The sequence below is a fragment of the Novosphingobium sp. Chol11 genome, assembly GCF_900218065.1.
GTDB lineage: Bacteria > Pseudomonadota > Alphaproteobacteria > Sphingomonadales > Sphingomonadaceae > Sphingobium > Sphingobium agri.
The window spans coordinates 920686-945851 of sequence record NZ_OBMU01000001.1 but is presented as its reverse complement, the minus strand read 5'-3'; the positions used below and the strand labels follow the sequence as shown (position 1 = coordinate 945851).

The 25166-nt window shown below is 61.9% G+C and carries 23 protein-coding genes; 7 read left to right on the top strand and 16 right to left on the bottom strand.

Annotation, left to right across the window (positions count from 1 at the left end; genetic code table 11):
• The 10 genes from NCHOL11_RS04735 to rpsB all read right to left on the bottom strand — a co-directional run.
• Positions 1 to 604: OmpH family outer membrane protein (locus NCHOL11_RS04735; protein ID WP_255254714.1), on the bottom strand; the 604-nt coding region annotated here is incomplete at its 3' end.
• Positions 604 to 3255 (bottom strand): outer membrane protein assembly factor BamA, encoded by a 2652-nt coding sequence (bamA, locus tag NCHOL11_RS04730; protein ID WP_097091290.1) that lies wholly within the window; start codon positions 3253 to 3255, stop codon positions 604 to 606. The genes bamA and NCHOL11_RS04735, both read right to left, overlap by 1 nt.
• Before the next feature lie 93 nt (positions 3256 to 3348).
• The gene (rseP, locus tag NCHOL11_RS04725) at positions 3349 to 4482 is read right to left on the bottom strand and encodes an RIP metalloprotease RseP (protein ID WP_097091289.1); all 1134 of its coding nucleotides are present in this window, start codon (positions 4480 to 4482) and stop codon (positions 3349 to 3351) included.
• Positions 4479 to 5639, bottom strand: coding sequence for a 1-deoxy-D-xylulose-5-phosphate reductoisomerase (locus NCHOL11_RS04720; protein ID WP_097091288.1), 1161 nt, complete (start codon positions 5637 to 5639; stop codon positions 4479 to 4481). Before NCHOL11_RS04720 ends, rseP begins: the two co-directional genes overlap by 4 nt.
• Positions 5636 to 6406, bottom strand: a complete 771-nt coding sequence (locus tag NCHOL11_RS04715) for a phosphatidate cytidylyltransferase (RefSeq protein WP_097091287.1) — start codon at positions 6404 to 6406, stop codon at positions 5636 to 5638. The genes NCHOL11_RS04720 and NCHOL11_RS04715 overlap by 4 nt, the downstream gene beginning before the upstream one ends.
• A 3-nt stretch (positions 6407 to 6409) precedes the next feature.
• Positions 6410 to 7153, bottom strand: coding sequence for an isoprenyl transferase (locus tag NCHOL11_RS04710; protein WP_097091286.1), 744 nt, complete (start codon positions 7151 to 7153; stop codon positions 6410 to 6412).
• A gap of 42 nt (positions 7154 to 7195) precedes the next feature.
• Positions 7196 to 7753 (bottom strand): ribosome recycling factor, encoded by a 558-nt coding sequence (gene frr, locus NCHOL11_RS04705; protein ID WP_097091285.1) that lies wholly within the window; start codon positions 7751 to 7753, stop codon positions 7196 to 7198.
• 6 nt (positions 7754 to 7759) lie between these two features.
• A complete protein-coding gene (pyrH, locus tag NCHOL11_RS04700; RefSeq protein WP_097091284.1) occupies positions 7760 to 8485 on the bottom strand; it encodes a UMP kinase in 726 nt (241 codons plus the stop codon).
• Positions 8486 to 8646: 161 nt separating this feature from the next.
• Entirely contained in the window at positions 8647 to 9573 is a 927-nt protein-coding gene (gene tsf, locus NCHOL11_RS04695) for a translation elongation factor Ts (RefSeq protein WP_097091283.1), read from the bottom strand.
• 99 nt (positions 9574 to 9672) lie between these two features.
• Positions 9673 to 10431, bottom strand: a complete 759-nt coding sequence (gene rpsB / locus NCHOL11_RS04690; protein WP_097091282.1) for a 30S ribosomal protein S2 — start codon at positions 10429 to 10431, stop codon at positions 9673 to 9675.
• Positions 10432 to 10678: 247 nt separating this feature from the next.
• Between rpsB and NCHOL11_RS04685 the strand changes: the two genes are divergently transcribed.
• On the top strand, positions 10679 to 10906 hold the full coding sequence (locus NCHOL11_RS04685; RefSeq protein ID WP_097091281.1) for a hypothetical protein: 228 nt from the start codon (positions 10679 to 10681) through the stop codon (positions 10904 to 10906).
• A gap of 5 nt (positions 10907 to 10911) precedes the next feature.
• On the opposite strand, the gene NCHOL11_RS04680 is transcribed toward NCHOL11_RS04685, so the two are convergent.
• Both NCHOL11_RS04680 and NCHOL11_RS04675 read right to left on the bottom strand, forming a co-directional pair.
• The gene (locus NCHOL11_RS04680) at positions 10912 to 11688 is read right to left on the bottom strand and encodes a CDP-alcohol phosphatidyltransferase family protein (RefSeq protein WP_097091280.1); all 777 of its coding nucleotides are present in this window, start codon (positions 11686 to 11688) and stop codon (positions 10912 to 10914) included.
• Positions 11685 to 12419, bottom strand: coding sequence for a phosphatidylserine decarboxylase (locus NCHOL11_RS04675; protein ID WP_097091279.1), 735 nt, complete (start codon positions 12417 to 12419; stop codon positions 11685 to 11687). Before NCHOL11_RS04675 ends, NCHOL11_RS04680 begins: the two co-directional genes overlap by 4 nt.
• 165 nt (positions 12420 to 12584) lie before the next feature.
• Between NCHOL11_RS04675 and NCHOL11_RS04670 the strand changes: the two genes are divergently transcribed.
• From NCHOL11_RS04670 to NCHOL11_RS04655, 4 genes are all read left to right on the top strand, one after another.
• Positions 12585 to 13805, top strand: a complete 1221-nt coding sequence (locus NCHOL11_RS04670) for an NADP-dependent isocitrate dehydrogenase (RefSeq protein WP_097091278.1) — start codon at positions 12585 to 12587, stop codon at positions 13803 to 13805.
• A 99-nt stretch (positions 13806 to 13904) separates the two neighbouring features.
• Positions 13905 to 15518 carry a carbon-nitrogen hydrolase family protein gene (locus NCHOL11_RS04665; RefSeq protein ID WP_097091277.1) on the top strand — a complete coding sequence of 538 codons (1614 nt, stop codon included), beginning with the start codon at positions 13905 to 13907 and terminating at the stop codon, positions 15516 to 15518.
• 175 nt (positions 15519 to 15693) lie between these two features.
• On the top strand, positions 15694 to 17067 hold the full coding sequence (locus tag NCHOL11_RS04660) for an alginate export family protein (RefSeq protein ID WP_255254713.1): 1374 nt from the start codon (positions 15694 to 15696) through the stop codon (positions 17065 to 17067).
• A 160-nt stretch (positions 17068 to 17227) separates the two neighbouring features.
• Complete coding sequence (locus NCHOL11_RS04655) at positions 17228 to 17449, top strand: KTSC domain-containing protein (protein ID WP_255254712.1); 222 nt, start codon at positions 17228 to 17230, stop codon at positions 17447 to 17449.
• Positions 17450 to 17470: 21 nt separating this feature from the next.
• Here NCHOL11_RS04655 and glmS read toward each other — a convergent pair whose 3' ends face one another.
• From glmS to glmU, 3 genes are all read right to left on the bottom strand, one after another.
• Positions 17471 to 19294, bottom strand: coding sequence for a glutamine--fructose-6-phosphate transaminase (isomerizing) (gene glmS / locus NCHOL11_RS04650; RefSeq protein WP_097091276.1), 1824 nt, complete (start codon positions 19292 to 19294; stop codon positions 17471 to 17473).
• A 93-nt stretch (positions 19295 to 19387) separates the two neighbouring features.
• Positions 19388 to 20215, bottom strand: a complete 828-nt coding sequence (locus NCHOL11_RS04645) for a metallophosphoesterase (RefSeq protein WP_441339490.1) — start codon at positions 20213 to 20215, stop codon at positions 19388 to 19390.
• A gap of 26 nt (positions 20216 to 20241) precedes the next feature.
• Positions 20242 to 21534 carry a bifunctional UDP-N-acetylglucosamine diphosphorylase/glucosamine-1-phosphate N-acetyltransferase GlmU gene (glmU, locus tag NCHOL11_RS04640; RefSeq protein ID WP_441339489.1) on the bottom strand — a complete coding sequence of 431 codons (1293 nt, stop codon included), beginning with the start codon at positions 21532 to 21534 and terminating at the stop codon, positions 20242 to 20244.
• Between the two features lie 154 nt (positions 21535 to 21688).
• On the opposite strand from glmU, the gene NCHOL11_RS04635 reads away from it, so the two are divergent.
• Positions 21689 to 22357 carry an HAD family hydrolase gene (locus tag NCHOL11_RS04635; protein WP_097091274.1) on the top strand — a complete coding sequence of 223 codons (669 nt, stop codon included), beginning with the start codon at positions 21689 to 21691 and terminating at the stop codon, positions 22355 to 22357.
• A gap of 136 nt (positions 22358 to 22493) precedes the next feature.
• On the top strand, positions 22494 to 23666 hold the full coding sequence (locus NCHOL11_RS04630; protein ID WP_097092728.1) for a GGDEF domain-containing protein: 1173 nt from the start codon (positions 22494 to 22496) through the stop codon (positions 23664 to 23666).
• A 57-nt stretch (positions 23667 to 23723) separates the two neighbouring features.
• Here NCHOL11_RS04630 and lpdA read toward each other — a convergent pair whose 3' ends face one another.
• Positions 23724 to 25124: a dihydrolipoyl dehydrogenase gene (lpdA, locus tag NCHOL11_RS04625; RefSeq protein WP_097091273.1), complete on the bottom strand. Its 1401-nt coding sequence runs from the start codon at positions 25122 to 25124 to the stop codon at positions 23724 to 23726.
• Between the last annotated feature and the right edge of the window lie 42 nt (positions 25125 to 25166).

Here is a 25166-nt window from a genome sequence, read left to right as displayed (position 1 = left end):
GCCTACCGCGCGCGCCGCCGGGCTGCCAGCCCGCGGGCGGCGTGATGCCCACGCTCGGCACCAGCGCGTTGAGCTCCGTCACCACCTGCTGCGTGATATCCACGCTCGGCTGGTAGGAGACGGTCGCGTCGGGGGCGAGGATCAGGTCCACCTTCGCCTTCGTCATCGCCGACTTCAGCGCGTCCGACAGCTTGGCCGAAATCTGCTCTTCGACATAAGCGTTGGCGAGCGCGATCGGCTGGCCCAGGCGCTGCAGTTCGGCCTGGCCGTTCTGACCGGCCTTCTGATAGGCCTCATACTGGGTCTGGATGGCGGGCGTTGGCTTGTTGCCCGCAGCCTTCATGGCCGCTTCGAGCGCAGAGCCCTTCGACTTCAAATCAGCGTCGATCGCATTCTTGCGCGCGGTGAAGCTGTCGATCTGCGCCTTGTAGGTGGTCTGAATCTGCGAGCGGGCGGTGGTATAGGCCGAGCTGGTGGCGACTGCCCGCTGCAGGTCTGCAACGGCGATCCCGGTCTTAGACTGAGCTGCGGCAGGCACGCTGGAGAGCGCGATGGCAGTCATGGGCGCAAGAGCAAGCGCCGCGGCCTTGAGCATCTTATTCATTAGAATTGAGTCCCTACGTTGAAGCTGATGAGCTGAGTATCGTCCCCTGGTTCCTTGAGCAGGGCCTTGGCGATGTCGATGCGGAACGGCCCGAACGGCGAGTTCCAGTTGACGCCAAAGCCCACAGACACGCGCGGCTTGAGTGTGTCGCCGAGATAAACTTCTTCAAATCCGGTGCCGTCGAGATAGGCCGCCTGGTATCCCGAAGGGGCAACCCCGGTACAATTACCGAGTTCATTATTCGTCGTACGCACAGGAGCCAAAGCTGGATTGTTGGTATTTGGCAGAGGCGTGAGTGAACAGAACCCGCCGAATCTAGTCTCTTGAGGATCACGCAATCCAGCAACAGCACCTGCGTCCACGAAAATTGAGGGACGAAGCCCCATTTCGCGCGCGCCAGAACCAAGCGGAATTTCCACTTCCGCACGCGCAAGATAGTAGATCTTGCCGCCGAGTGCGTCGTCCCGGGTATTGTTATTGTCGTTGTTGCGGATAAACGCACCCGGATTATCCGGGTCTTGGATCAGAGAGTAACGCTTGATGCGCGGCCCGATCCCACGAATGTCAAACCCACGAATTTGCGGATTACCAAGAAAGAAGCGGTCGGTCAGGCGCACCTTGTCCACCAACGCTCCGGAAGCATCGCGACGCTCCCCTTCGAGGGAATGAATATATCCACCCTCAGCCGAAAGCGAGAAGATGAACCCGCCGCCCAATGGCCAGAACTTCGACCCATTGAAACGCGTGCGGATATATTTGACGCTGCCGCCCAGGCCCGCGAAATCCTGACTCAACACAACATTATGGCCGCGCGTCGGACGAATGCGGTTGTCGCGATTGTCGTAGATCAGCGAATAGCCAAGCGATGACGTCGTCCGCTTGCCGATCGCGTCGCAGAGATAGCGGCCCGCCAGGATCGGATCGCAAGCCCCGTTGGTGTAATATGTGTCCTCATCGAGGCTCACATCATCCAGGTTGAGGCTGTAGCGCAGCGCCAGCGACATATATTCGGTGATCGGCACACCAGCGCGGATCTGAAACCCGGTCGTGGTCTGCTTGTATGTTGTATCGCGATCATTGTTGTTGAGATAACGGAAGCTGTTCAGATCGCGCCGATAGATATCGCCGCCCAGCGCGATATTCTTGTCCATGAAATAGGGCTCGGTGAAGCCCACTTCGACCGACTTGGAATAGCTGGAATAATTGACGCTGGTGCGCAGTTCCTGGCCCTTGCCGCGGAAGTTGCGCTGCGTGATCGACGCCGCGACGATGAAGCGCTCCAGCGAGGAGAAGCCTGCCGACAGCGACAGCTCGCCGGTCGATTTTTCCTGGACGTTGGTTTCCAGCACGATGCGGTCGGGCGCCGAGCCCGGCTTCTGTTCGATGTCCAGCTTTTCCTGGAAGAAACCAAGCGAGTTGATCCGGTCCTTCGACCGCTTGACGAGGAAGCTGTTGAACGCGTCGCCTTCCGCCAGTCGGAATTCGCGGCGGACCACCTTGTCCTGGGTCAGCGTGTTGCCGTTGATGTCCACCCGCTCGACATAGACGCGCGGTGCGTTGGCGATGCGGAAATTGATCCCCATCGTCAGGCTGTCCTTGTCGCGGTTGAAGTCCGGCTGCACGTCGGCAAAGGCATAGCCGAACAGGCCCGCCGTCTGGCTGAGCGTATCGACCGTGTCCTCGACCTGCTTGGCGTTGTACCAATCGCCCTTCTTCATCGGCAGCGTCTTGGTGAGCGACGCGCCCGACAGGTCGCGAATGTCGGATTCGACCTTCACGTCACCGAACTTGTAGCGCTGCCCTTCCTCGACCACATAGGTGATGATGAAGTCCTGCTTGTCGGGCGTCAGCTCCGCGACGGCCGAAATAACGCGGAAATCCGCATAGCCTTCGGTCAGGTAGAATTGCCGCAGCTTCTGCTGGTCATAGGCCAGGCGATCGGGATCGTAGCTGGTGCCGGAGGAGAAGACGCGGAACCAGCGCGACTGCTTCGTCACCATCTGGCTGCGCAGTTCGCCATCGTTGAACTTGTCATTGCCGATGATGTTGATCTGGCGGACCTTGGACTTGGGCCCCTCCGAAATTTCAAAGACGATATCGACGCGATTCTGGTCGAGCTGCACCATCTTGGGCTCGACGGTCGCGGCGAAGCGGCCTTGGCGGCGGTAAAGTTCGATAATGCGGGCGACATCGGCGCGGACCTTGGACCGGGTATAGATCTGGCGCGGGGCGAGCTTGATCTCCGGACGGATCTTGTCTTCCTTCAACCGCTTGTTGCCTTCCAGCACGATGCGGTTGATGACCGGATTTTCCTTCACTTCAATGGTGAGCGCGCCATTATCGTTGCGGATCTGAACGTCTGCGAACAGTTCGGTCTCGTAAAGATCACGCAGCGCCTGATCGAGCGATTCCTGGGTAAAGGGCTGCCCGATGCGAAGCTTGGTGTAGGACAGCACCGTATCGGGTTCCAGGCGCTGCTGACCCACGACGCTGATGCTGCGGATGGTGCCGGCTGCGGGCGCGACGGCCGGAACGGGAGCGGCAGGCTGCGCCGCGTCCTGCGCCAAAGCGGGAACCGCGGACAGGCCGCCCATCATCGTCGTTGCCAGAAGGGCCGCGACAACCGGGCGCTGTCTCTTGCTGCTCATCATCGCTGTCACCCGCTCTACCCTTTTACAAAAAAGCATATGTTCGTTCACGCCGGGAAACACGGCGCTAAATCGCGCCTCCCTGCCCGATACAGCTTAGCCGATCAAGCCGGACAGGCGTTCCCAGAGCCCGAAAGAAGATAAATCGTTGAAAGTCACCAGCATCATCATGGCCAAAAGGACTGCCAGACCCGATCGGTACGCCCATTCCTGCACCCGCGCACTGACGGGCCTGCGCTGTATCGCCTCCACCCCGTAAAACAGCAGATGTCCGCCATCCAGCATGGGGATTGGCAACAGGTTGATGAACCCCAAGTTAATCGAAATGAGAGCCATGAAGAACACGAAGCTCTCCACCCCCAATGTTGCCGCCTGGCCCGAAACCTCTGCGATCTTGAGCGGGCCGCCCAATTCCTTCACCGACCGGCCGCCGCCCAATATCTGCCCTAGCGTTTCGACCATGGTGCGAATGATCTGCCCGGTCTGCTTGAGCGCAACGGCAGGCGCGCGCCAAAGTTCGACCGGCTCGATCACCGGCTGCGCGGGAGCAATGCCGAGCCGCCCGACCTTGAACCTGTTGCCAAAGCCATCCTGCTCCTGAACCGCACCGACCCGGCCCTGCTTCTCAATCGTCTTGCCCGATCTTTCGATGACCATCGTCACCGGCTCGCCCGGACGGATCTGCGCATAAAGGCGAAGGTCGTCGAAGGTCGTCATCTCCCGGCCGTTCAGCGACAGGATGCGATCGCCAGCCTGTATGCCCGCCTCAGCGGCCGCGCTACCGACCTGCACCTTCCCCGCGACGGCGGGTGTCCGGCTCTCACCGTAAACGAACGCGAATGCGGACAGGATGAGAATGGCGAAGAGGAAATTGATAAAGGGCCCGGCCGCGACGATCGCCGCCTTCTGCCACAAGGGCTTGGCCGGGAAGCTTTCGGCGCGCTCGCTTGGCGGAAGCTGAAGCCAGGCGGGGTCCGTCTGGCTGGCGGCGTTCATGTCGCCCTTGAAGCGGACATAGCCACCAAGGGGAAGTGCACCGATGCGCCAGCGTGTGCCGCGCTTATCAACCCATGCCGCCAGTTCCGGGCCGAAGCCGATCGAAAAAGCCTCCGCCTTGACGCCGAACCAGCGGCCCACAAGGTAATGGCCGAGTTCGTGCACGAACACCAGCGGCCCGATGACCGCTACAAAGGCGAGGACCGTCAGCAGGAACCCGGGATTTTGGATCAAGCAGTCAATCTTTCCATCACTTGGCCCGCCATGCGTCGCGCCTGTGCATCCGCTTCCAGCACATCGTCGATACCGCTTGGCTCTGGGGCGCTATAGCGGTTCAGAACGTCCTCCACAATCATGGCGATATCAAGGAAGCCGATGGCCTCTTTAAGAAAGGCCGCCACCGCCACTTCATTGGCCGCATTCAGGATTGCAGGCGCAAGCCCCCCCTGCTCCGCCGCCTGCCGCGCCAGGCGGAGCGCGGGAAAGCGAACCTCGTCCGGAGCCTCGAAATCGAGGCGCCCTGCCTGCGCGAGGTTGAGCGGTTGGCAGGGTGTCTCCATCCGGCCGGGCCAGGCAAGGGCGCTGGCGATGGGAATGCGCATGTCCGGCGATCCCAGCTGCGCCAGCGTCGAACGATCGCGATATTCGACCATAGAGTGGATGATCGATTGGGGATGGACCAATATCTCGATGCGATCCAACCCCACCGGAAACAGATGCGCGGCCTCGATCAGTTCCAGGCCCTTGTTCATCATCGTCGCGCTGTCGACGCTGATCTTCGCGCCCATCGACCAATTGGGATGCGCCACGGCCTGGGCTGGCGTGATGTCGCGCATTTCTTCCCGACTGCGCGTGCGGAAGGGGCCGCCGCTCGCGGTCAGGATGATCCTTGCCACATCATCCAGGCGGCTACCGGCAAGGCACTGGAAAATGGCATTATGTTCGCTGTCGACCGGCAGCAGGGTTGCCCCCGACTGGACTGCCGCGTCCATCATCAGAGCGCCCGCCGAGACAAGTGATTCCTTGTTGGCGAGCGCGACCGTTCCGCCTGCCTGCAACGCAGCCATTGTCGGCCGCAACCCTGCGCAACCAACGATCGCGGCCATGCTCCAGTCCGCGCCTGCTTGTGCTGCCTCGACCAGAGCGGCCTCGCCCGCGGCAGCCTCGACGCCGGATCCCGACAAAGCCGATTTCAACGCATCATAGCGCGCCGGGTCGCCGATTACCGCCATCTGCGCGTTGCATTCGCGCGCCAGCTTGGCGAGACCATCGACATCGCTATGGGCGGTGAGGGCGACCACCTGAAAGGCTTGCGCATCGCGCTGGATGAGGTCGAGCGTCGACATGCCGACGGAACCCGTCGCGCCGAAGATGGAAACTTTGCGCGTCATGGAAACACCAGAAAAAGATAGAAGAGAGCGGCAATCGGCGCGGCGGCCACTACGCCGTCCAGCCGGTCCATCACGCCGCCATGGCCGGGCAGCAGGTTACCGCTGTCCTTGACCCCCGCCCGGCGCTTCATCGCGCTTTCCAGAAGATCGCCAAGCTGCGCGGCAACTGCCAGAAGCCCGCTTGCAGCGGCAAGCTGGATCGGCAATCCGGCGAAGCGGTGGAGGACGAAACCGAGGACCAGCGCGGCCAACACACCGCCGCCGAGCCCTGCCCAAGTCTTGGAGGGGCTGACCCTAGGCGCGAGCTTGGGTCCGCCGATCGCGCGCCCCGCGAAATAGGCGCCAATGTCCGTCGCCCACACCAGCGATAATGCCCAGAAGGCAAGCAGCAAGCCGCCCGGCTGCTGCTCACGAAGGAAAATCAGCGCCGCGACCGGCACGAAGACGTAAAGCACGCCGAGCGCCAGCCTGCCTGATCGCGTGACGAGGATCACGAAGAAGAAAGCCGCCACCGCAAGGGTGAAGGCCGTCCAGGACAGCCCCGCCGCCAAGGGGCAAAGTAGCGCCAGCGGCACGGAGACCGCGAACATCGAAAGCCGACGATGCTCGGGCGATGCGCGGGCCAAATCGCCCCACTCGCCCTGCATCAGCACGCCAGCCACTACGAGCAAAAGCCAGAAGAAGAAGCCGCCGAAATAGAGCGCTGCGGAGGCAAGAAGGATAAGCAGCAGGCCAACGACCGCGCGGATACGAAGCTCATTCGACATGGGTCAAAGCCCGCCGAAACGGCGGTCCCTCAGGCGAAAGGCATCCAGCGCCTTGGCAAGTGCCCGCGCGTCGAAATCGGGCCAGAGCGTGTCGGTGAAATAAAGCTCGGCATAGGCGGCCTGCCACAACATGAAATTGCTCAGCCGCTGCTCACCCGAAGTGCGGATCAGCAAATCCAAAGGTGGCAGATCGGCCGTATCGAGCCCTGCCGCCACATCTTCCAGGCTGATGGCGGCCGGATCGACCTCGCCTGCGCGCACCCGCAGCGCGATAGCCTGTGCCGCCCGCACCAGTTCGTCCTGGGCGCCATAGTTGAGGGCAATCGCCACGATCGGGCCGCTGTTCCCCGCCGTCCGCGCAACCGCGCCGTCAATCATGTCGACCAATGAAGCGTCAAGCGCTCGGTAGTTGCCGATCACCCGCAAGCGCACGCCGTTGGCATGAAATTCGTCGAGGTCGGATTCAATGAAGCGCCGCAGCAGGCCCATCAGGTCCGCAACCTCGCTCGCGGGGCGCTTCCAGTTTTCCGACGAGAAGGCGTAGAGCGTCAGGCACTCCAGCCCAAGCTCATGCGCCGCGCGCGCCACCTTGCGCACGGCCTCCACCCCCGCCCTGTGACCGGCGATACGCGGCAGGAACCGTTTCTTTGCCCATCGGCCATTGCCGTCCATGATGATGGCGACGTGCCGCGCACCATGGCCGGGCGCACCGTCATGAGCAAAGTCGGATTTGGCTTGGGTGGCCATCAGAAGTGTCGGAGCGTGTTGGACACGGACAAGGACCCCGGCTCAGTGACCGAGAATTTCCTTCTCCTTGGCCGCCGCCGCAGCGTCGATGTCGGCGATGGTGCTATCGGTCAGCTTTTGCACCTCGGTTTCCAGTCGCTTGCGCTCGTCTTCGCTGATCTCGCCCTTCTTCTCGTCGGTCTTCAGGCTGTCCATACCGTCGCGGCGCACGTTGCGCACGGCGACCCGCGCGCCTTCGGCATATTTGCTGGCGAGCTTGGCCAGTTCCTTGCGCCGTTCCTCGGTGAGGTCCGGGATCGGCAGGCGCAGCGTCTGCCCGTCGACGATCGGATTGAGGCCAAGCCCCGCCGAGCGGATCGCCTTGTCGCAGGGACCGACATTGCTCTTGTCCCAGACCTGCACCGACAGCATGCGCGGTTCAGGCGCAGAGACGGTCGCCACCTGGTTGAGCGGCATGTGGGCGCCATAGACCTCGACCGTCACGGGATCGAGCAGCTGGATATTGGCCCGGCCGGTGCGCAGGCCGGAGAGATCGCCCTTCAGCGATTCGACAGCGCCGTGCATGCGGCGTTCGAGGTCGGCCTTGTCATATTGAGCCATGGTCTTTCAGCGCTCCTGATTTTGTACGATCGTCGCAACCCCGTCACCGGCCAGCACCTTTGCAAGATTGCCGGTTTCGCGGATGTTGAAAACGACGATGGGGATATTGTTTTCACGGCACAGGGCAATGGCGCTCGCATCCATCACCTTGAGATTGTCGTTCAGCACCTTGTCGAAGCTGATCTGATCATAGCGCGCCGCGTCCGGAACCTTCTTGGGGTCAGCATTATAGATGCCATCGACGCTGGTGCCCTTGAACAGCGCGTCGCAGTTCATCTCGGCCGCACGCAGCGCCGCCGTGGTATCCGTGGTGAAGAAGGGGCTGCCCGTACCCGCCGCGAAGATGACGATCCGGCCCTTTTCCATGTGCCGCACGGCCTTGCGCCGGATATAGGGCTCGCACACCGACGCCATCGGGATCGCCGACTGCACACGCGTGTCATAGCCGATCTTCTCCAGCGCGTTCTGCACCGCCAATGCGTTCATCACGGTCGCGAGCATGCCCATATAATCGGCGCTGGTGCGGTCGAAGCCCTTGGCCGCGCCTGCCAGGCCCCGGAAGATATTACCCCCGCCGACCACGACGCAAATTTCAAAGCCTGCGTCCTTGGCCGCCGCGATTTCCGTCGCAACGCGGTTCACCGTCTCCGGTTCGATGCCGAACTGCCCCTGCCCCATCAGCACTTCGCCCGAGAGTTTCAGCAATATGCGCTTGAACGGCGGACGAGTCATGCGGGGTAAAATTCCATCTATTCGAGCAGACAAAGGAATGGCGCGCACCTTAGGCAGCGCGCGCCATTCTGTGAAGTCCTTAGCGTGTTCGAGCCGCTTGTCGAGAAGCGTTGCTTCCTACGCGCCGCCCGAACCGAACGCTCTGTCAGGTCAGGCCGGGATCAGACGCCCGCAGCCGCAGCAACTTCAGCCGCGAAGTCGCTCGTTTCCTTCTCGATGCCCTCACCGAGCTGGAAGCGGACATAATTCTTCAGCGTGATCGACTTGCCTGCGTCCTTCGCTGCCTTGGCAACGACGTCGGCGATCGGCGTCTTGTTGTCCATCACGAACAGCTGGCTGAGCAGCGCATTTTCCTTGGCGTACTTCGCGACCGAACCGTCGACCATCTTGGCGACGATCTCGGCGGGCTTGCCCGATTCGGCTGCCTTTTCCGCGGCAATCGCGCGCTCACGCTCCAGCAGGGCCGGATCGATGTCGGCAGCCGACAGGGCCAGCGGGAAGGCAGCCGCGATGTGCATCGCGATCTGCTTGCCCAGCGGCTCCAGAACGTCGGCAGGCGCATCGCCTTCCAGCGCGACCAGCACGCCGATCTTGCCAAGGCCAGGAGCAGCTGCGTTGTGAACGTAGGGCACAACGACGCCCTGGCTCACTTCCAGCTGACCGACGCGGCGCAGGGTCTGGTTCTCACCGATGGTGGCGATGTTCGACACCAGCTTTTCGGAAATCGTGCCACCGGCCGGGTGAGCCTGCGACGAGAGCGTCTCGGCATCGGTCGCGCCGCTCTGCAGAGCAACCTGGGCTACGGTGCGGACGAAATCCTGGAACTGGTCGTTCTTGGCGACGAAGTCGGTTTCGCTGTTCACTTCGACGGCAACGCCCTTGGTGCCAGCGACGGCAACGCCGACCAGACCTTCAGCGGCGGTGCGGCTCGACTTCTTCTGCGCAGCGGCAAGACCCTTGGCGCGCAGCCAGTCGACGGCGGCTTCCATGTCGCCATTGGCTTCGGCGAGCGCCTTCTTGCAGTCCATCATGCCCGCGCCCGAACGGTCGCGCAGTTCCTTGACGGCGGCGGCGGTAATCTCGGCCATGTTTCGGCTCCTAAAGTTTAATGGTTCAAATATGGACTAGGGCGCGGTCCGGTGGAGCGCGCCCTAGCCTGTCAATCTTGCAGTTCAAAGACCGCGGGATCAGGCCTGGACGGCGACCTCTTCGGCTTCCGGCTCGTCCAGCGCGCCGATGTCAACGCCCGAAGCCTGCTGCGCACCACGGTTGCCCTTGGTGGCGGCGGCGGCGATGGCGTCGCAATAGAGGCGGATCGCGCGGCTGGCGTCGTCATTCGCCGGAACCGGGAAAGCGATGCCGTCGGGCGAGACGTTCGAATCGAGGATCGCGACGACCGGGATGCCGAGCGTGTTGGCTTCCTTGATCGCCAGTTCTTCCTTGTTGGCGTCGATCACGAACATGACATCGGGAATGCCGTTCATGTCGCGGATGCCGCCCAGCGACAGTTCGAGCTTCTCGCGCTCGCGGGTCATCTGAAGGACTTCCTTCTTGGTGAAGCCGTGGGTGTCGCCCGACAGCTTCTCTTCAAGGGTCTTCAGACGCTTGATCGAACCCGAAATCGTCTTCCAGTTGGTGAGCATGCCGCCCAGCCAGCGGTGGTTGACGAAGTGCTGGCCCGACTTGCGGGCAGCTTCAGCGATCGGGTCCTGCGCCTGGCGCTTGGTGCCGACGAACAGCACCTTGCCGCCAGCAGCGACAGTCGCCGACACGAAGTCAAGCGCACGGCCGAACAGCGGCACGGTCTGCGACAGGTCGAGGATGTGGATGCCGTTGCGCTCGCCGAAGATGTACGGCTTCATGCGCGGATTCCAGCGGTGGGTCTGGTGGCCGAAGTGGGCGCCAGCCTCGATCAATTGGTGCATGGTGACGACAGGTGCCGCCATAATCTTATCTCCTTCCGGTTTGACCTCTGGGAATCAGGAACTGGCAGCATCACGCCATCAGCACCGGATATGTGCGATTCCCATGTGGAATGGCGCGGCCCTTAACGGGTGGCGAGCAGCAACGCAAGACTTGACGGGCGCTGGAAACTAGAACATAAAGTGAACATGGGAACAAAACGAAGCCTTGGCCGGTTTGCTCCTTCAATCAGAACCCATGGTTCTTAGGACAGGAAGAGTGAGCGGTCTCATGTTCACCATTGTTGCAGCTACGGTATTTTTCGCGGCCTTCCTTCTGGCCGCAGGCGTCATCGTCGGCATGTTCGCACTTTATCATGAAAAGATGGCGGCCGCCTTGCTGTTCGAACCCATTCCCCAACAGCCGCCGGTCTATCATCTGCGGATCAGCCGCCGCCGCGTGAACCCGGACCGGCGCACTGTTCCTGCAGTGGCGCCGTCGGGCGTCTTCGCCGCCTGATCTGATCAGGACGCGGCTGCCAGCCTCTGCCTCCGGACGCGAGCATAGGACATGATCCCGAACGGGATGGTCGCCAGATAAACCGCGCATATCGCCAGCAAGGTGAGCCAGGGATCGGTGAGCAGCAGCGCCGCCAACAGTCCGGCGACCGCAATAGCCTCCAGCCTGATCCGCTTGCGCAGCCGCAGCGCTGACCAGCTGTAGGTGGCAATGCTCGAAATCATCAGGAAAGCGGTAAAGGCTGTCCAGGGCGCCACCACATACCAGGCCCGGAATATTTCTTCGCCCGTGACCAGCCAAAGATAGAGCGGCACGAACGCCAGCCCTGCGCCCGCAGGCGCGGGGACCCCGGTCAGGAAACCCGCCGACTTATGCGGCTGTATGTCCGCGTCGATATTGGCGTTGAAGCGCGCCAGGCGGAGCGCGCAGGACAGTGCATGTGCCAGCGCGAAGATCCAGCCGAATTTCGGCATCGCTTGCAGCGACCAGAGGTACAGGATCAATGCTGGCGCGACACCGAAGGCAATGGAGTCCGACAAGGAGTCGAGTTCAGCGCCGAATCGGCTTTCCCCACGCAGCAGCCGGGCGATGCGGCCATCGAGCCCATCCAGCACGCCTGCGATCAGGATGGAGAGGACCGCCCTCTCCCACTCGCCGGAAATGCCATAGCGTACCCCGGTCAGGCCGAAGCATAGCGCCATGGCCGTGACGGCATTGGGCGCAACCATCCGCAGCGTGATGCCCCGGCGAAGCCCACGGGGGATAGCGCGCCGCTGCCTCATTGCTGTATACCCGAAATGACCCGCATGTCGCCAATCTGGCCGAGGATAGTCTCGCCTGCAACGGTCCTTTGCCCCAGAACGACGCGCGGCGCCGTTCCGGCTGGGAGATAGACGTCGACGCGGCTGCCAAAGCGGATGAGCCCGATGCGCTGCCCCGCAGCGATCATGTCGCCAGGCTTCACGAACGGCACGATCCGCCGGGCCACGAGCCCGGCAATCTGGGTGAAGCCGACCCGCAAGCCGTCATGGCGTTCCACCAATATGTGCTGGCGCTCATTATCCTCGCTCGCCTTGTCGAGGTCGGCATTCAGGAACTTGCCGGAAATATAGACGACCGATTTCACCGTCCCGCCTATCGGGGTGCGATTGATGTGGACGTCGAACACGCTCATGAAGATCGACACGCGGATCATCGGCTGGTCGCCCAGGCCGTCGGCTCCGGCCATCTCGCGCGGCGGCGGCACGCGCTGGATCAGCGTCACCAGGCCATCGGCGGGTGCGACGATCGCTGTTTCATCCTGCGGCACGGCGCGCACCGGATCGCGGAAGAAGGCGAACACCCAGATCGTCACCATCACCATCAGCCAGCCGGGTATCGTCCACCCCACCAGGAACAGCACTGCCGTGATCGCGGCGGCGATCAGGCCGAATTTCATCCCCTCCGGATGGACCGTAGGGAAGCGCCACTTCACATTGCCGCCCAAGGCGACGGTGATTTCGTCATTTTCCATGGCACCTGTCTTTAGGGACAGTCACTTGCAGTGACAACGTCCGATCCTGCACCGGGGCATGGCAAGTGCGATGCCCCATCAGCCGCCATTGCGCTGTTGAACATTGCCGCCGCTTTCCCTAGGGCGTGTCGCAATTCCATCCAAACGAAGAAGGCGAAGAGGCGCATGGCGAAGATCAAGGTCAAAAACCCTGTCGTGGAGATCGACGGCGACGAAATGACGCGGATCATCTGGCAGTGGATCCGTGAACGCCTCATCCTCCCCTATCTCGACATCGACCTCAAATATTATGATCTGTCGGTCGAGAATCGCGACGCGACGGAAGATCAGGTCACCGTCGATTGCGCCAATGCGATCAAGCAATATGGCGTCGGCGTGAAGTGCGCCACCATCACGCCCGACGAAGCCCGCGTCGAGGAATTCAAGCTCAAGAAGATGTGGAAGTCGCCCAACGGCACGATCCGCAACATCCTGGGCGGCGTCGTCTTCCGCGAGCCGATCGTGATCCAGAACGTGCCCCGCCTGGTCCCCGGCTGGACCGACCCGATCGTCATCGGCCGTCACGCCTTTGGCGACCAGTATCGCGCCACCGACTTCCGCGTCCCCGGCCCGGGGAAGCTGACCATGAAGTGGGTGGGCACCAATGGCGACCAGTTGGAATTCGACGTGTTCGAATTCCCCGATGCGGGCGTCGCCATGGGCATGTACAACCTCGACGAATCGATCCGCGACTTCGCCAAGGCCAGCTTCAACTATGGCCTGCTGCGTGGCTGGCCTGTGTATCTGTCCACCAAGAACACGATCCTCAAGGCCTATGACGGCCGCTTCAAGGACCTGTTCCAGGAAGTGTTCGATGCCGAATTCGCCGACAAGTTCAAGGCTGCCGGCATCGTCTACGAACACCGCCTGATCGACGACATGGTCGCATCCGCACTCAAGTGGAACGGCAACTTCGTCTGGGCGTGCAAGAATTATGACGGCGACGTGCAGTCCGACACCGTGGCGCAGGGCTTCGGCTCGCTCGGCCTCATGACCTCCGTCCTGCTCTCGCCCGATGGCAAGACGGTCGAGGCGGAAGCCGCGCACGGCACCGTCACCCGCCACTATCGCCAGCACCAGCAAGGCAAGCAGACGTCGACCAACCCGATCGCGTCGATCTTCGCCTGGACGCAGGGCCTGGCCTATCGCGGCAAATTCGACGACACGCCGGACGTCACCAAGTTCGCCGAGACGCTGGAAAAGGTCTGCATCGAAACCGTCGAAAGCGGCGCGATGACCAAGGATCTTGCCCTGCTGATCGGTCCGGATCAGGCATGGATGACCACCGAGCAGTTCTTCGAGGCGATCCGCGCGAACCTCGAAACCGCCATGGGCAAGTGGAACTGATTTCTCGGAACTGATGCAGCCTTCTAGGCATTCAGTACGGAAACGGAATAAGGCGGTGCCGCACCACGGCGCCGCCTTTTCCATGGCGGGAGATCGGCGATGACGACAGCAACACGCAAGCGATTGGAGGTCCGCACTGCGGTTCCTTCCGACGTGCGCGGCATTCAGCGGCTGATCGCGCGCGTCTATCCCGGCATGGCCAATTACTCGCTCGCCACCCTTCGCGGCCAGATCAACAATTTCCCCGACGGCTGCTTCGTCGCGCTCTACGACAACAAGGTCGTCGGCTATTGCGCGACCATGCGGGTCAGCCGGTCGATGGCATTCTCCTTCCACGATTGGGAGGAAATCACCGCCAACGGTTTCGGCACCCGGCACAGCGCGGCCGGTGAATGGCTCTACGGCTATGAGATGGCGGTCGATCCCAAGCTGCGCGGCCTGCGCATCGGCCAGCGCCTTTATGACGAGCGCAAGGAACTGGCCGAACAGCTGGATCTGCACGGCATCGTCATCGCGGGCCGCATGCCAGGTTACATGCGCGCGAAACGCCGGGTCGATGGCCCTGCGGATTATCTCGACAAGGTCGTCCAGGGCAGGTTGCGTGACCAGGTCATCAGCTTCCAGCTCAAGAACCAGTTCGAACCACTCGGCGTCCTTGAAAATTATCTGCCCGAGGACAAGCAGTCGGACGGCCACGCCGCCCATCTCGTCTGGCGTAACCCCTATGTCGATCCCGACGAGGCACCCGAAATGCGGGTGCCGCGCGGCGTCGAAAGCGTCCGCCTCGCCACCTGCCAGCTTCAGGCGCGCGCGGTCGCGGACTTCGATGAATTTATCCGCAACATCGAATATTTCGTTGATGTTGCAGCGGATTATCGGTCCGACTTCATCATCTTCCCGGAACTGTTCACGCTGCCGCTGCTGTCCTTCGAAACGAAGAAGCTCTCGCCGCTCGAAGCGATAGACAAGCTGACCGCCTACACCCCGCGCCTGACCAAGGAACTGACGCGGATGGCGCTGGAATATAATATCAACATCATCGGCGGCTCCCATCCCACGCGCGCGGATGATGGCGACATCCAGAATATCGCCTATGTCGCCCTGCGCGACGGATCGGTGCATACGCAGGAAAAAATCCACCCGACGCCCAACGAAGCCTTCTGGTGGAACATCAAGGGCGGCGATTCGCTCGATGTGATCCAGACCGACTGCGGCCCGATCGGCGTCCTCATCTGTTATGACAGCGAATTTCCCGAACTCGCCCGCCGCCTAGTGGACCAGGGCGCACGCATCATCTTCGTGCCCTTCTGCACCGACTCGCGCCTTGGCTATATGCGCGTGCGCTATTGTGCGCAGGCGCGGGCGATCGAAAACCAATGCTATGTGGTCATGTCCGGCAATGTCGGCAATCTGCCCAATGTCGACAATATGGACATCCAATATGCGCAGAGCGCCATCCTGACGCCCTGCGACCTGCCCTTTGCCCGCGACGGCATAGCGGCGGAGTCCACGGAAAATGTCGAAACGTTGACCATGGCGGACGTCAACCTCGCCGACCTCAGCTGGGCCAGAGCCGAGGGCACGGTACGCAACCTGCGCGACCGCCGGTTCGACCTCTACCATATCGACTGGGACAGCAGCCCCGATCATACGCACGCGCCCAGCGGTGGTCCGGTGCCTGCGGGTGGCCATAATGCGCCCGGCGGCGGCTAGCCCGGCACGCAGCCTCTCCGAGTAACAAACATCGCCAACTCATTGCCGAACTTGGCAAACAGGTTTCCCGATGATATCGGCACCGCACCGGGGCAGTGCAACCTCCCGGTCAAGCACAGCGCGTGCTCAAGCGTTGCTTCTCTATCGGCCTTCGCCGATCGAAGGAGCATGTCTTATGGTTTGGCGTCTGGGCGCTACGCTTTTCACCGCTACCTCCTCCCTCCTCCTGCCACGCCAGGCGATGGCCGACGTTCCAACGCTTCAGGCCGCCATTGGCAATCCGTCCGATTTCAAGCTCGCTGGCAGCGTGCGGGTGCGCCATGAATTGCTGGATGGCCAGCCCAGGGTTGGCCTCAGAAGCGAGGATGAGCAGCTTGCTCTCCGCAGCACCTTGGCCGCCGAATATCGGACGGGAGCGTTCCGGATCGGAGGAGAGCTGTTCGACAGCCGCGCCTATCTCGATAAGCCGGGCAGCGCCATCAGCGCGAACGAGGTCAACACCTTCGAACTGGTGCAAGCCTATGTCGCCGCGGACTGGAAAAACCCGTTCGGGCCGAATAGCGCGCTAGGGCTGCAACTCGGGCGCATGATGCTCAACCTGGGATCAAGGCGGCTGGTGGCGGCGGATGATTACCGCAACACGACCAACGGCTACACAGGCGTGCGCGCCGACATCAAGCTTAAGGGGGGATCGGCAACGCTGATCTACACATTGCCCCAGATCAGGCTGCCCGACGACTTGCCTTCAATCCAGCGGGAGAAGGTGCGTTGGGATCGCGAAAGCTTCGACCTGAAACTGTGGGGCGGGCTGATGGCGCGGCCCAATATGATTGCGGGCGCAACGGCGGAACTCAGCTATTTCAGGCTTCAGGAGCGTGACAGCCCGGATCGCCCTACCCGCAACCGCAATCTGCACACGGTCGGCGGCCGCCTTATCCGCGATCCCCAACCGGGCCGCTGGGATTTTGAGGCGGAGGGCTTCTACCAGTTCGGACATATCCGGGCCAGCGTTGCGCCATCAGCGGCGCAACTACCCGTCGGCGCCTGGTTCTTCCACATCGACACGGGCTACAGCTTTCCAGGCCCTGCCAAGCTGCGGCTCTCGTTGGAATATGATCAGGCGAGCGGGGATGGCCCGGCACGCAAATTCACCCGCTTCGACACGCTGTTCGGCATGCGCAGGGCCGACCTTGCGCCTGCGGGCATCTACAATGCGATCGGTCGCGCCAACATTCGCACGCCGGGCCTGCGGGTTGAAATCGCACCGGGCAAGAAGTTTGACGCCTTTGCCGTTTACCGGGCGATGTGGCTTGCCAGCCGTACAGACGCCTTCTCCACCACGGGCGTCAGGGATGCCGCGGGCAGAAGCGGCAGTTTCGCCGGGCATCAGATCGAGGCGCGGGTACGCTATTGGCTGATTCCCAAATTCCTGCGCGGCGAGGTGAACGCTCTGTGGCTGGCCAAGGGGCGATTCCTCGAAAGGACGCCCAATGCTCCTGCGACAGGCAATACGCACTATCTCGCGACGGCGCTGACGGCGACTTTCTAGAGCATCGTGCGCAAAAGTGGGAACCGGTTTTGCGCCTAAAACGATGCGATAACAAAAAACTAGAGCGCGCGACCTGCGTCCGATTGAACGCAGCGCGCTCTAGATCAACGCCCGTTCAAGCTGAGCAAAGCCACGTGTAAATCGGTCGCCGGGAAACAACATGGCGGCCAATCATTATCCAGCCATGCCCTCCACGGTCATCCGTCACTTCGAATATGACGCGGCCAAGCATCGGCTCGACGTGCAATTCGTCAGCGGCAAGCGCTACAGCTATCATGATGTGCCGGAAAAGCTGGCTCTCGGCATGCGGAATGCAACGTCAAAGGGCAGCTTCTTCAATCGCCAGATCCGCGACCGCTATCGCTTTACGAAACTGAACTAGCTCTCCAACGGAGCGCAGCCTTCACTCCACCGTCACGGACTTGGCCAAATTCCTCGGCTGGTCCACATCCGTGCCCTTCGCAACAGCCACATGATAGGCGAGCAGCTGCACGGGCACTGCATAGACCATCGGCGCGATCAGCGGATGCACCTTGGGCATGGTGATCGTCGCGATACACCCCTCGCCCGCCGCGGCGACGCCGTCATAGTCGGACACCAGCACCACCTTGCCGCCGCGCGCCTGCACTTCCTGCATGTTGCTGACGGTCTTTTCGAACAGCGGCCCGCTGGGCGCCAGCACGATCACCGGCACCTTGTCGTCGATCAGCGCGATCGGCCCATGCTTCATCTCGCCAGCGGCATAGCCTTCGGCGTGAATATAGCTGATTTCCTTGAGCTTCAGCGCCCCTTCCAGCGCCAGCGGATAATCCGGGCCACGGCCAAGATAGAGTACATCCCGCGCGCCCGCGATCAGGTGCGCCATGCCCTCGATCGACTCATCATAGGCAAGCGCGCCGTTGAGAGCGGCGGGCGCTTCGGCGAGGTGGCGGACGAGTTCCTTCTCCGCCTTTTCATCAAGTCGCCCTTTTGCCCGCGCCAGATTTGCAGCAAACGCCGCCAGAACTGCCAACTGGCAGGTGAAGGCCTTCGTTGAAGCGACGCCGATTTCCGGGCCTGCATGGGTCGGCAGCAGCAGGTCAGCCTCGCGCGCCATCGTGCTGGTGGGCACGTTGACTACCGCCGCGATCTTCTGCCCTTCGCTCCGCGCATGGCGTAGCGCCGCCAGCGTATCGGCGGTCTCGCCAGACTGGCTGATGACGATCATCAGCCCGCCGTCCTCCATCACCGGCGCGCGGTAACGGAACTCGCTCGCCACATCGATATCGACCGGGACGCGGGCGAATTGCTCCACCCAATATTTGGCGACCATCCCGGCATAATAGCTGGTGCCGCACGCGACGATGGTAACGCGGCGGATCGCGCCGAGGTCAAAGTCGGGGATAGGCAGCGACACCCGGTCCTCCATCCGCTGAAGGTAGGACTTCAGCGTCTGCGCGACGACGACCGGCTGCTCGTAAATCTCCTTGAGCATATAATGGCGGTGATTGCCCTTGGAGATCAGCTCTCCGGTCACGCCGGAAATGGTGATCGGCCGCTCGACGGGATTATTGTCCTTGTCGAAAATCTCCGCGCCCTCGGAGGTGATGACGACCCAATCGCCCTCCTCCAGATAGGCAATGCGCTGGGTGAGCGGGGCCAGCGCCAGTGCGTCGGAACCCAGATATGTCTCGCCTTCGCCATAGCCGACGACCAGCGGGGACCCAAGCCGCGCACCGATCAGCATGCCGGGATGGCTGCGGAACAGGATGGCCAGCGCAAAAGCGCCATGCAGGCGGGGCAGCACTTGGGCCACCGCGTCCTTTGGCGAAGCGCCCTGCTCCACCAGCTCGCTCACCAGATGCGCGACGACCTCAGTGTCCGTTTCGCTATCGAAACGACGTCCCCGGCTGGTCAGTTCCTCCCGAAGCGGCTTGAAATTCTCGATGATCCCATTGTGCACCAGCGCCACTTCCCTGGTGGCATGCGGATGCGCATTGCTCGTCGTCGGCGCCCCATGCGTCGCCCAGCGGGTATGCGCGATCCCGGTCGTTCCCGGCAGCGGATTATTCGCTAATTCCTTCACCAGATTGGCAAGCTTCCCCTCCGCCCGCCGCCGCTCGATCGCGCCCTCAAAAACGGTCGCCACCCCGGCGCTGTCATAGCCGCGATATTCCAGGCGCCTCAGCCCCTCTACCAGCCGCTCCGCCACATCGTCCTTACCGATGATACCAATGATACCGCACATGAATCCTGAGCCCCAAAGCTATGCGAAGAAATGGCTAGTCCCGCCTGGCCTTTACCTATGCCATGATCGGCAAGGTGGCGACAGGGTAGAGAGTCATTCTGGACGAATTGTCACCAGCCAGACATCCGGCGGGGAGAGCAGTCTGATCGGCAGGCCACTTGTCCCGACCCCTGCCGACACGATCATGGACTTCTCGCCCTCTCGAAAAGCTCCGCAAGCATAGCGGGTGCCGAAACGGGAAGGCACATAGACGATCCCTGCAAAGGGCAACGCCACCTGGCCGCAATGCGTGTGCCCCACCAGCGTCAGCAGCGGCCGGTTCGGCAAAGTGGGAAACACATCCGGCCCATGCGAAAGAATGATCGGAGCTCCGCCCAGATCGGCCATTTTCCGTGCTAAACCTTCGACATCCGGATGGTCGGTATAAATATCGCGCAGCCCGCCGATGACCAGCGGACCCCGCCGCACAGCCTGATCGGTGAGGAGTGTGACGCCAATCCGCCGGAAGAGCGCGCGCCACTCTTTATGGCCAATCAATGCATGCCGCCGCGCATCATGGTTGCCCAAAACCGCCAGCACCCCCATCGGCGCGCGCAGCGCCGCAAAGGATGCGATGCTCGCCTGCGGTCCGTAGACGGCTCCGCCCTTGTCATCCCCGATATAGTCGCCGCCCAAAAGAATAAGGTCGGGCTTCAGGCCGTTCACTTGCCGTACGATGCGGGCCATTCTTTCGGGACTGTTATCCGGCCCGGACAGATGCGTGTCGGTCATCAGGGCGATAGTCACCGGCTTTCGAGGCGCATCTTTGGGGAAGGGAAGCGCAATCTCCATCCGGCGCATGACCGGCATGGCCCGCGCATTGCCGAACAACCACAGGCACGCGCCCACGGCGATCAGGAAAAGCAGCAAGAGCGCCCTCAGGCACCCTCGACGGCGCGACAGGGATTTCACTTGGCCGCTTTGCGCGTCTGCATCCCTGCGCGGAACCGCGCTGCCCAGCCCGGCTTGCCCTCCTGCGCGGGACGGACGAGGCAAAGTGATTCGGCTTCCACCTCCCTAGTGACCACACTTCCCGCACCCACGATCGCGCCCGCGCCGATCTTCACCGGCGCGACCAGCGCGCTGTTCGATCCTATGAAGGCTCCTGCGCCGATCTCCGTCCGATATTTGAAGAAGCCGTCATAGTTACAGGTGATCGTGCCAGCGCCGATGTTCGCGCCTGCTCCGATGGTGGCGTCGCCGATATAAGAAAGGTGATTGACCTTCGCGCCCTCATTCAGTTCGGCCTTCTTGATCTCGACGAAGTTGCCGACCTTCGCCTTGGCGCCGATGTTCGCTCCGGGGCGCAGGCGCGCATAGGGGCCGATCTCAGCGCCCTGCCCGATATTCGCCCCTTCAAGATGGGAGAAGGCGCGGATGACCGCATTATCGGCTACCTTCACGCCAGGTCCGAAAACGACATTCGGCTCCACCAAGACATCGCGCCCCAGCTGTGTATCATAAGCGAAAAAAACTGTTTCCGGCGCAATCAGCGTCACGCCATCACGCATAACCTCGCTGCGGCGCCGGTCCTGCCAGGCGGCTTCGATCATCGCCTGTTCCTGACGGCTATTGACCCCAGCGACTTCCCAGGCCTCCGTTTCGATCACCGCACTCTGCGCGCCGGGCAGCATGACGATATCGGGCAGATAATATTCCCCAGCGGCATTATGATTGCCGATCTGGTCCAACAGGACGAAAAGATCGGTCGACCGCACAGCCATGAGGCCAGAATTGCACAGCGTCACCGCGCGCTCAGCGGCATCGGCATCCTTATATTCGACCATCTTGCCGATGATGCCCTGACCATTGGTGATGATCCGGCCATAGGCACCGGCGTCTTCAGGCCTGAACCCCAGCACCACCGCGCGCAATTCGTCACCCATGTTCAACCGGTCGAGCATGGCCCGCATGGTTTCCGCCCGCACCAGCGGCACGTCGCCATAGAGGATCAATATGTCGCCAGCGAAACCGGCAAGCGCGTCATGCGCCTGAGCGACGGCGTGGCCCGTCCCCTGCTGCTGTTCCTGCACCGCGATTACTGCGCCCGTCCCGGCGACAGCCGCCTCGACCTGTTCGCGCCCAGCGCCGACAACCACGACTTGCCGCTCCGGCCGGAGCTCAGCGACGCTCGCCAGCAGATGCAGCAGCATCGGCCGGCCCGCGACCGGATGCAGCACCTTGTGCTTTGCTGACTTCATGCGCGTACCCTGCCCAGCGGCGAGGATGATGACGGCGAGTGGGCGGGTGGCGGTCACGGCGGAACGCGTCCTCTTTTATGGAAAGGTATGAATCTCATCGCTCTCTGCCACGTTTGCCTTGCCTTTGCCACCGCAGAGGCCCCATGAGCCGCCGATGACCAGCATTCCTTTCGATATTGTGGGCTTCGACCTTGACGGCACCTTGCTCGATACGAGTGGTGACCTGGCTGCGGCGGTCAATTACGCGATCGCGACCGACAGCCGCCCGCCATTTGCCGTCGATGCGATCCGGCCCTTCGTTGGAAAGGGCGCGAAGGTCATGCTGGAACGGGCTTTGTCAGCATCGGGCGGTTATGATGAGGCGCTGCTGGCGCGCATGCTGCCGATATTGCTCGATTACTACGAACAGAATTTGGCCATCCATTCCGTGCCATATCCAGGACTCATGGCCGCGATCGAGGGGCTTGAGAAAGCGGGCGTAAAGCTGGCGATCTGCACGAACAAGGCAGAACGATTCACCATTCCCCTGCTCCACCAGATCGGCCTGTTCGAGAGGTTTGCCAGCGTCGTCGGCGGCGACACGCTCGGCGTTGCAAAGCCCGACCCCGCGCCCATTCACGAGATGGTCAAGCGCGCAGGCGGCGGCCGCACGATCTTCCTCGGCGACACGATCAACGACATTGCGGGCGCTCGCAACGCTGGCATACCGAGTGTTGCGGTCAGCTTCGGTTTCCTGGATGGAGCCGTCGAAACGCTCGGCGCGGATGCGGTCATCGATCATTTCGATGAGCTTCTGCCGCTCCTTCAAAATTGGCCGGGCTGATCACCAGCGTTTAATCCATATCGGATGAACATTTCATCGGATCTGGAAGTATTTGTTAAACAAAGGCTTATACGCCGCCCGAGCGGCAGCCTTGTCCCTGCCCATGTCCCGGCAACAGCAGATAAAGGAAGTCAGCATGGGCGAAAATTTCGCTTTCTTCCTTCCGGTCATGATGGCGAGTTTCGGGATCGCCTTTTTGATCATCTGCAACTGGCATGTGCGCGCTGCTGCGTGGTGGAGCGCCGCCTTCTTCTCTGTCGCTGCGGGATTTTCTGTCCCGGTCGGTGCTGCCGCGATGCCTGGACCGTGGTGGAGCATCCTGGCCGATTTCCTGTTCGCAACCGGATTTCTGCTGTTCAGCCAAGCGCTGCTGGAGCGCTGGCGCCCTTCCTGGATGCTGCCCGTGCGATTGGCGATATGGGGCGGCTCAATATCGCTTTCCGCGCTGGCTTCCGTTCGGGGTGATCTGCCGCTTGAACTGGTGGCTTCGGATTTCGGCTGCTTCCTGCTGATCAGCATTCCACTCGTCGCAGCAAGAAGCCATCTTCATAATCCCGCCGATCGGACGCTGTTCGCGGCGGCGTCGCTCGTCGCCTTGGACAATTTTGTTAGGGGCTATAGCGTACCCTTCACCTTGCCGAACAATGGCGATTTCCTCACGAGCGAATATGCTTTCCTGATGCAGGCGCTTGCTTGCATATTCGGCATGTTCCTGGCCCTCTCCGCCCTCGCGACGCAAGTCATGGACATATTGGCCCGTTATCAGAGGGAGGCCATGGTCGATCCGCTATCGGGCCTGTTCAACCGTCGCGGATTCGATAGCGCCATTGCCGGAAGCCGGGCGGACGGGTTGCCGGAAGGCAGCCTCCTTGTCTGCGACATTGATCACTTCAAGGCCGTCAACGACGAATATGGGCATGCGCTAGGCGATCAGGTGATCAAGGCGCTTGCCAATCTGCTGACCCAAATAGCACCTCCGGGCGCGATTGCCGCTCGTTTCGGAGGAGAGGAGTTCGTCCTGTTCCTGCCCGAAACCAATGCGGCGCGTGCAGCTGAAATCGCGAACATGCTGCGCGAAGCTTTCGCCCAATCCGCCGCACAGCAACTAGGGCAGGACCGGCAACTGACCGCGAGTTTCGGGCTCTCGACTATGCAATCGGGTGACAGATCCATCCACGACACTATCGCTCGCGCAGATGAAGCCCTTTACGAGGCGAAGGCGCGGGGACGAAATCGTGTCTGCGTCCGGCGCGCTTTATCCTCGCCCCAGAGGGAGAGGATGTCCATGCCCCGCGTCGTCAGCGCCTGAACAAAGAAAGGGCCGCGCGGTGGCGGCCCTTTGCGAACTTTTCAGAAGCGGCGCTGCTCACATATGGATCGGCTTGCCGGTGACCGCCATCGCGGCTTCCTTGATCGCTTCGCTATGCGTCGGGTGCGCATGGCAGGTATAGGCGATATCCTCGCTAGACGCGCCAAATTCCATCGCCTGCGCGGCCTGCGCGATCATCGTTCCGGCGACGGTCGCGATGATCCACACGCCAAGGACGCGATCGGTCTCGGCATCGGCGATCACCTTCACAAAGCCGTCGGGCTCATGATTGGTCTTGGCGCGGCTGTTCGCCAGCATTGGGAACTTGCCGACCTTGACAGCACCGCGCTCCTTGGCAGCTTCCTCGGTCAGGCCGACGCCCGCAATCTCGGGCTTTGTATAGACGACCGAAGGGATGACTGCATGGTTCACGATGCCGGTCAGTCCGGCGATATTCTCAGCGACTGCAATACCCTCATCCTCGGCCTTATGCGCCAGCATAGGACCTGGGATCACGTCGCCAATGGCCCATATGCCCGACACCTTCGTCGCGAAGTCATGATCGGTTTCGATCTGCCCGCGCGCGTTCAGTTCAAGTCCGATCTTGTCGAGACCCAGCCCGTCGGTGTTCGGGCGACGGCCGATGGATACCAGCACAACATCCGCCTCGATCGTCTCCGAAGCACCACCGGCGGCAGGTTCCACAGTCAGGCGAACGCCCTTCTTGTGCGCTTCGGCACCGGTGACTTTGGTGCCGAGCTTATATTCGAAGCCCTGCTTCTTGAAGATCTTGTTCGCTTCCTTGCGGACCTCACCATCCATGCCAGGGAGGATCTGGTCGAGAAACTCGACCACGGTCACCTTGGAACCCAGACGGCGCCATACCGATCCCAGCTCCAGCCCGATCACCCCGCCGCCGATGACGACCATATGATCCGGCACCTTGTCCAGTTCCAGAGCGCCCGTGGAATCGACGATAAGCCCCTTGTCATTGTCGACCTCCACGCCCGGCAGCGGAGTTACGGACGATCCCGTCGCAATGACGATGTTCCTGGCGGTAACAGTCTGACCACCAACCTCGACCGTGTTCGCACCGGTGAAGCTCGCTCGGCCCTTCAGCCAGTCAACCTTGTTCTTCTTGAACAGGAACTCGATCCCACCGGTCAGGCCCTTCACGGCATCCTTGCGCTGACCCTGCATGGTGTCGAGGTCGAGGCTCATCTTGTCGATCTTGACGCCCAGCTTCGCCAGCGCTCCGCCAGCGGCTTCTTCGTAAAACTCCGACGCATGCAGCAGCGCCTTTGACGGGATGCAGCCGACGTTGAGGCAAGTGCCGCCCAGCGTCTCCCGGCTCTCGGCACAAGCGGTCTTGAGGCCAAGCTGCGCTGCCCGGATCGCAGCGACATAGCCGCCCGGACCAGCGCCGATCACCAGGACGTCATAATCGAATTCAGACATGGGATATTCCCTTTTCCCGTCATGCCAGCGGAAACCGGCATC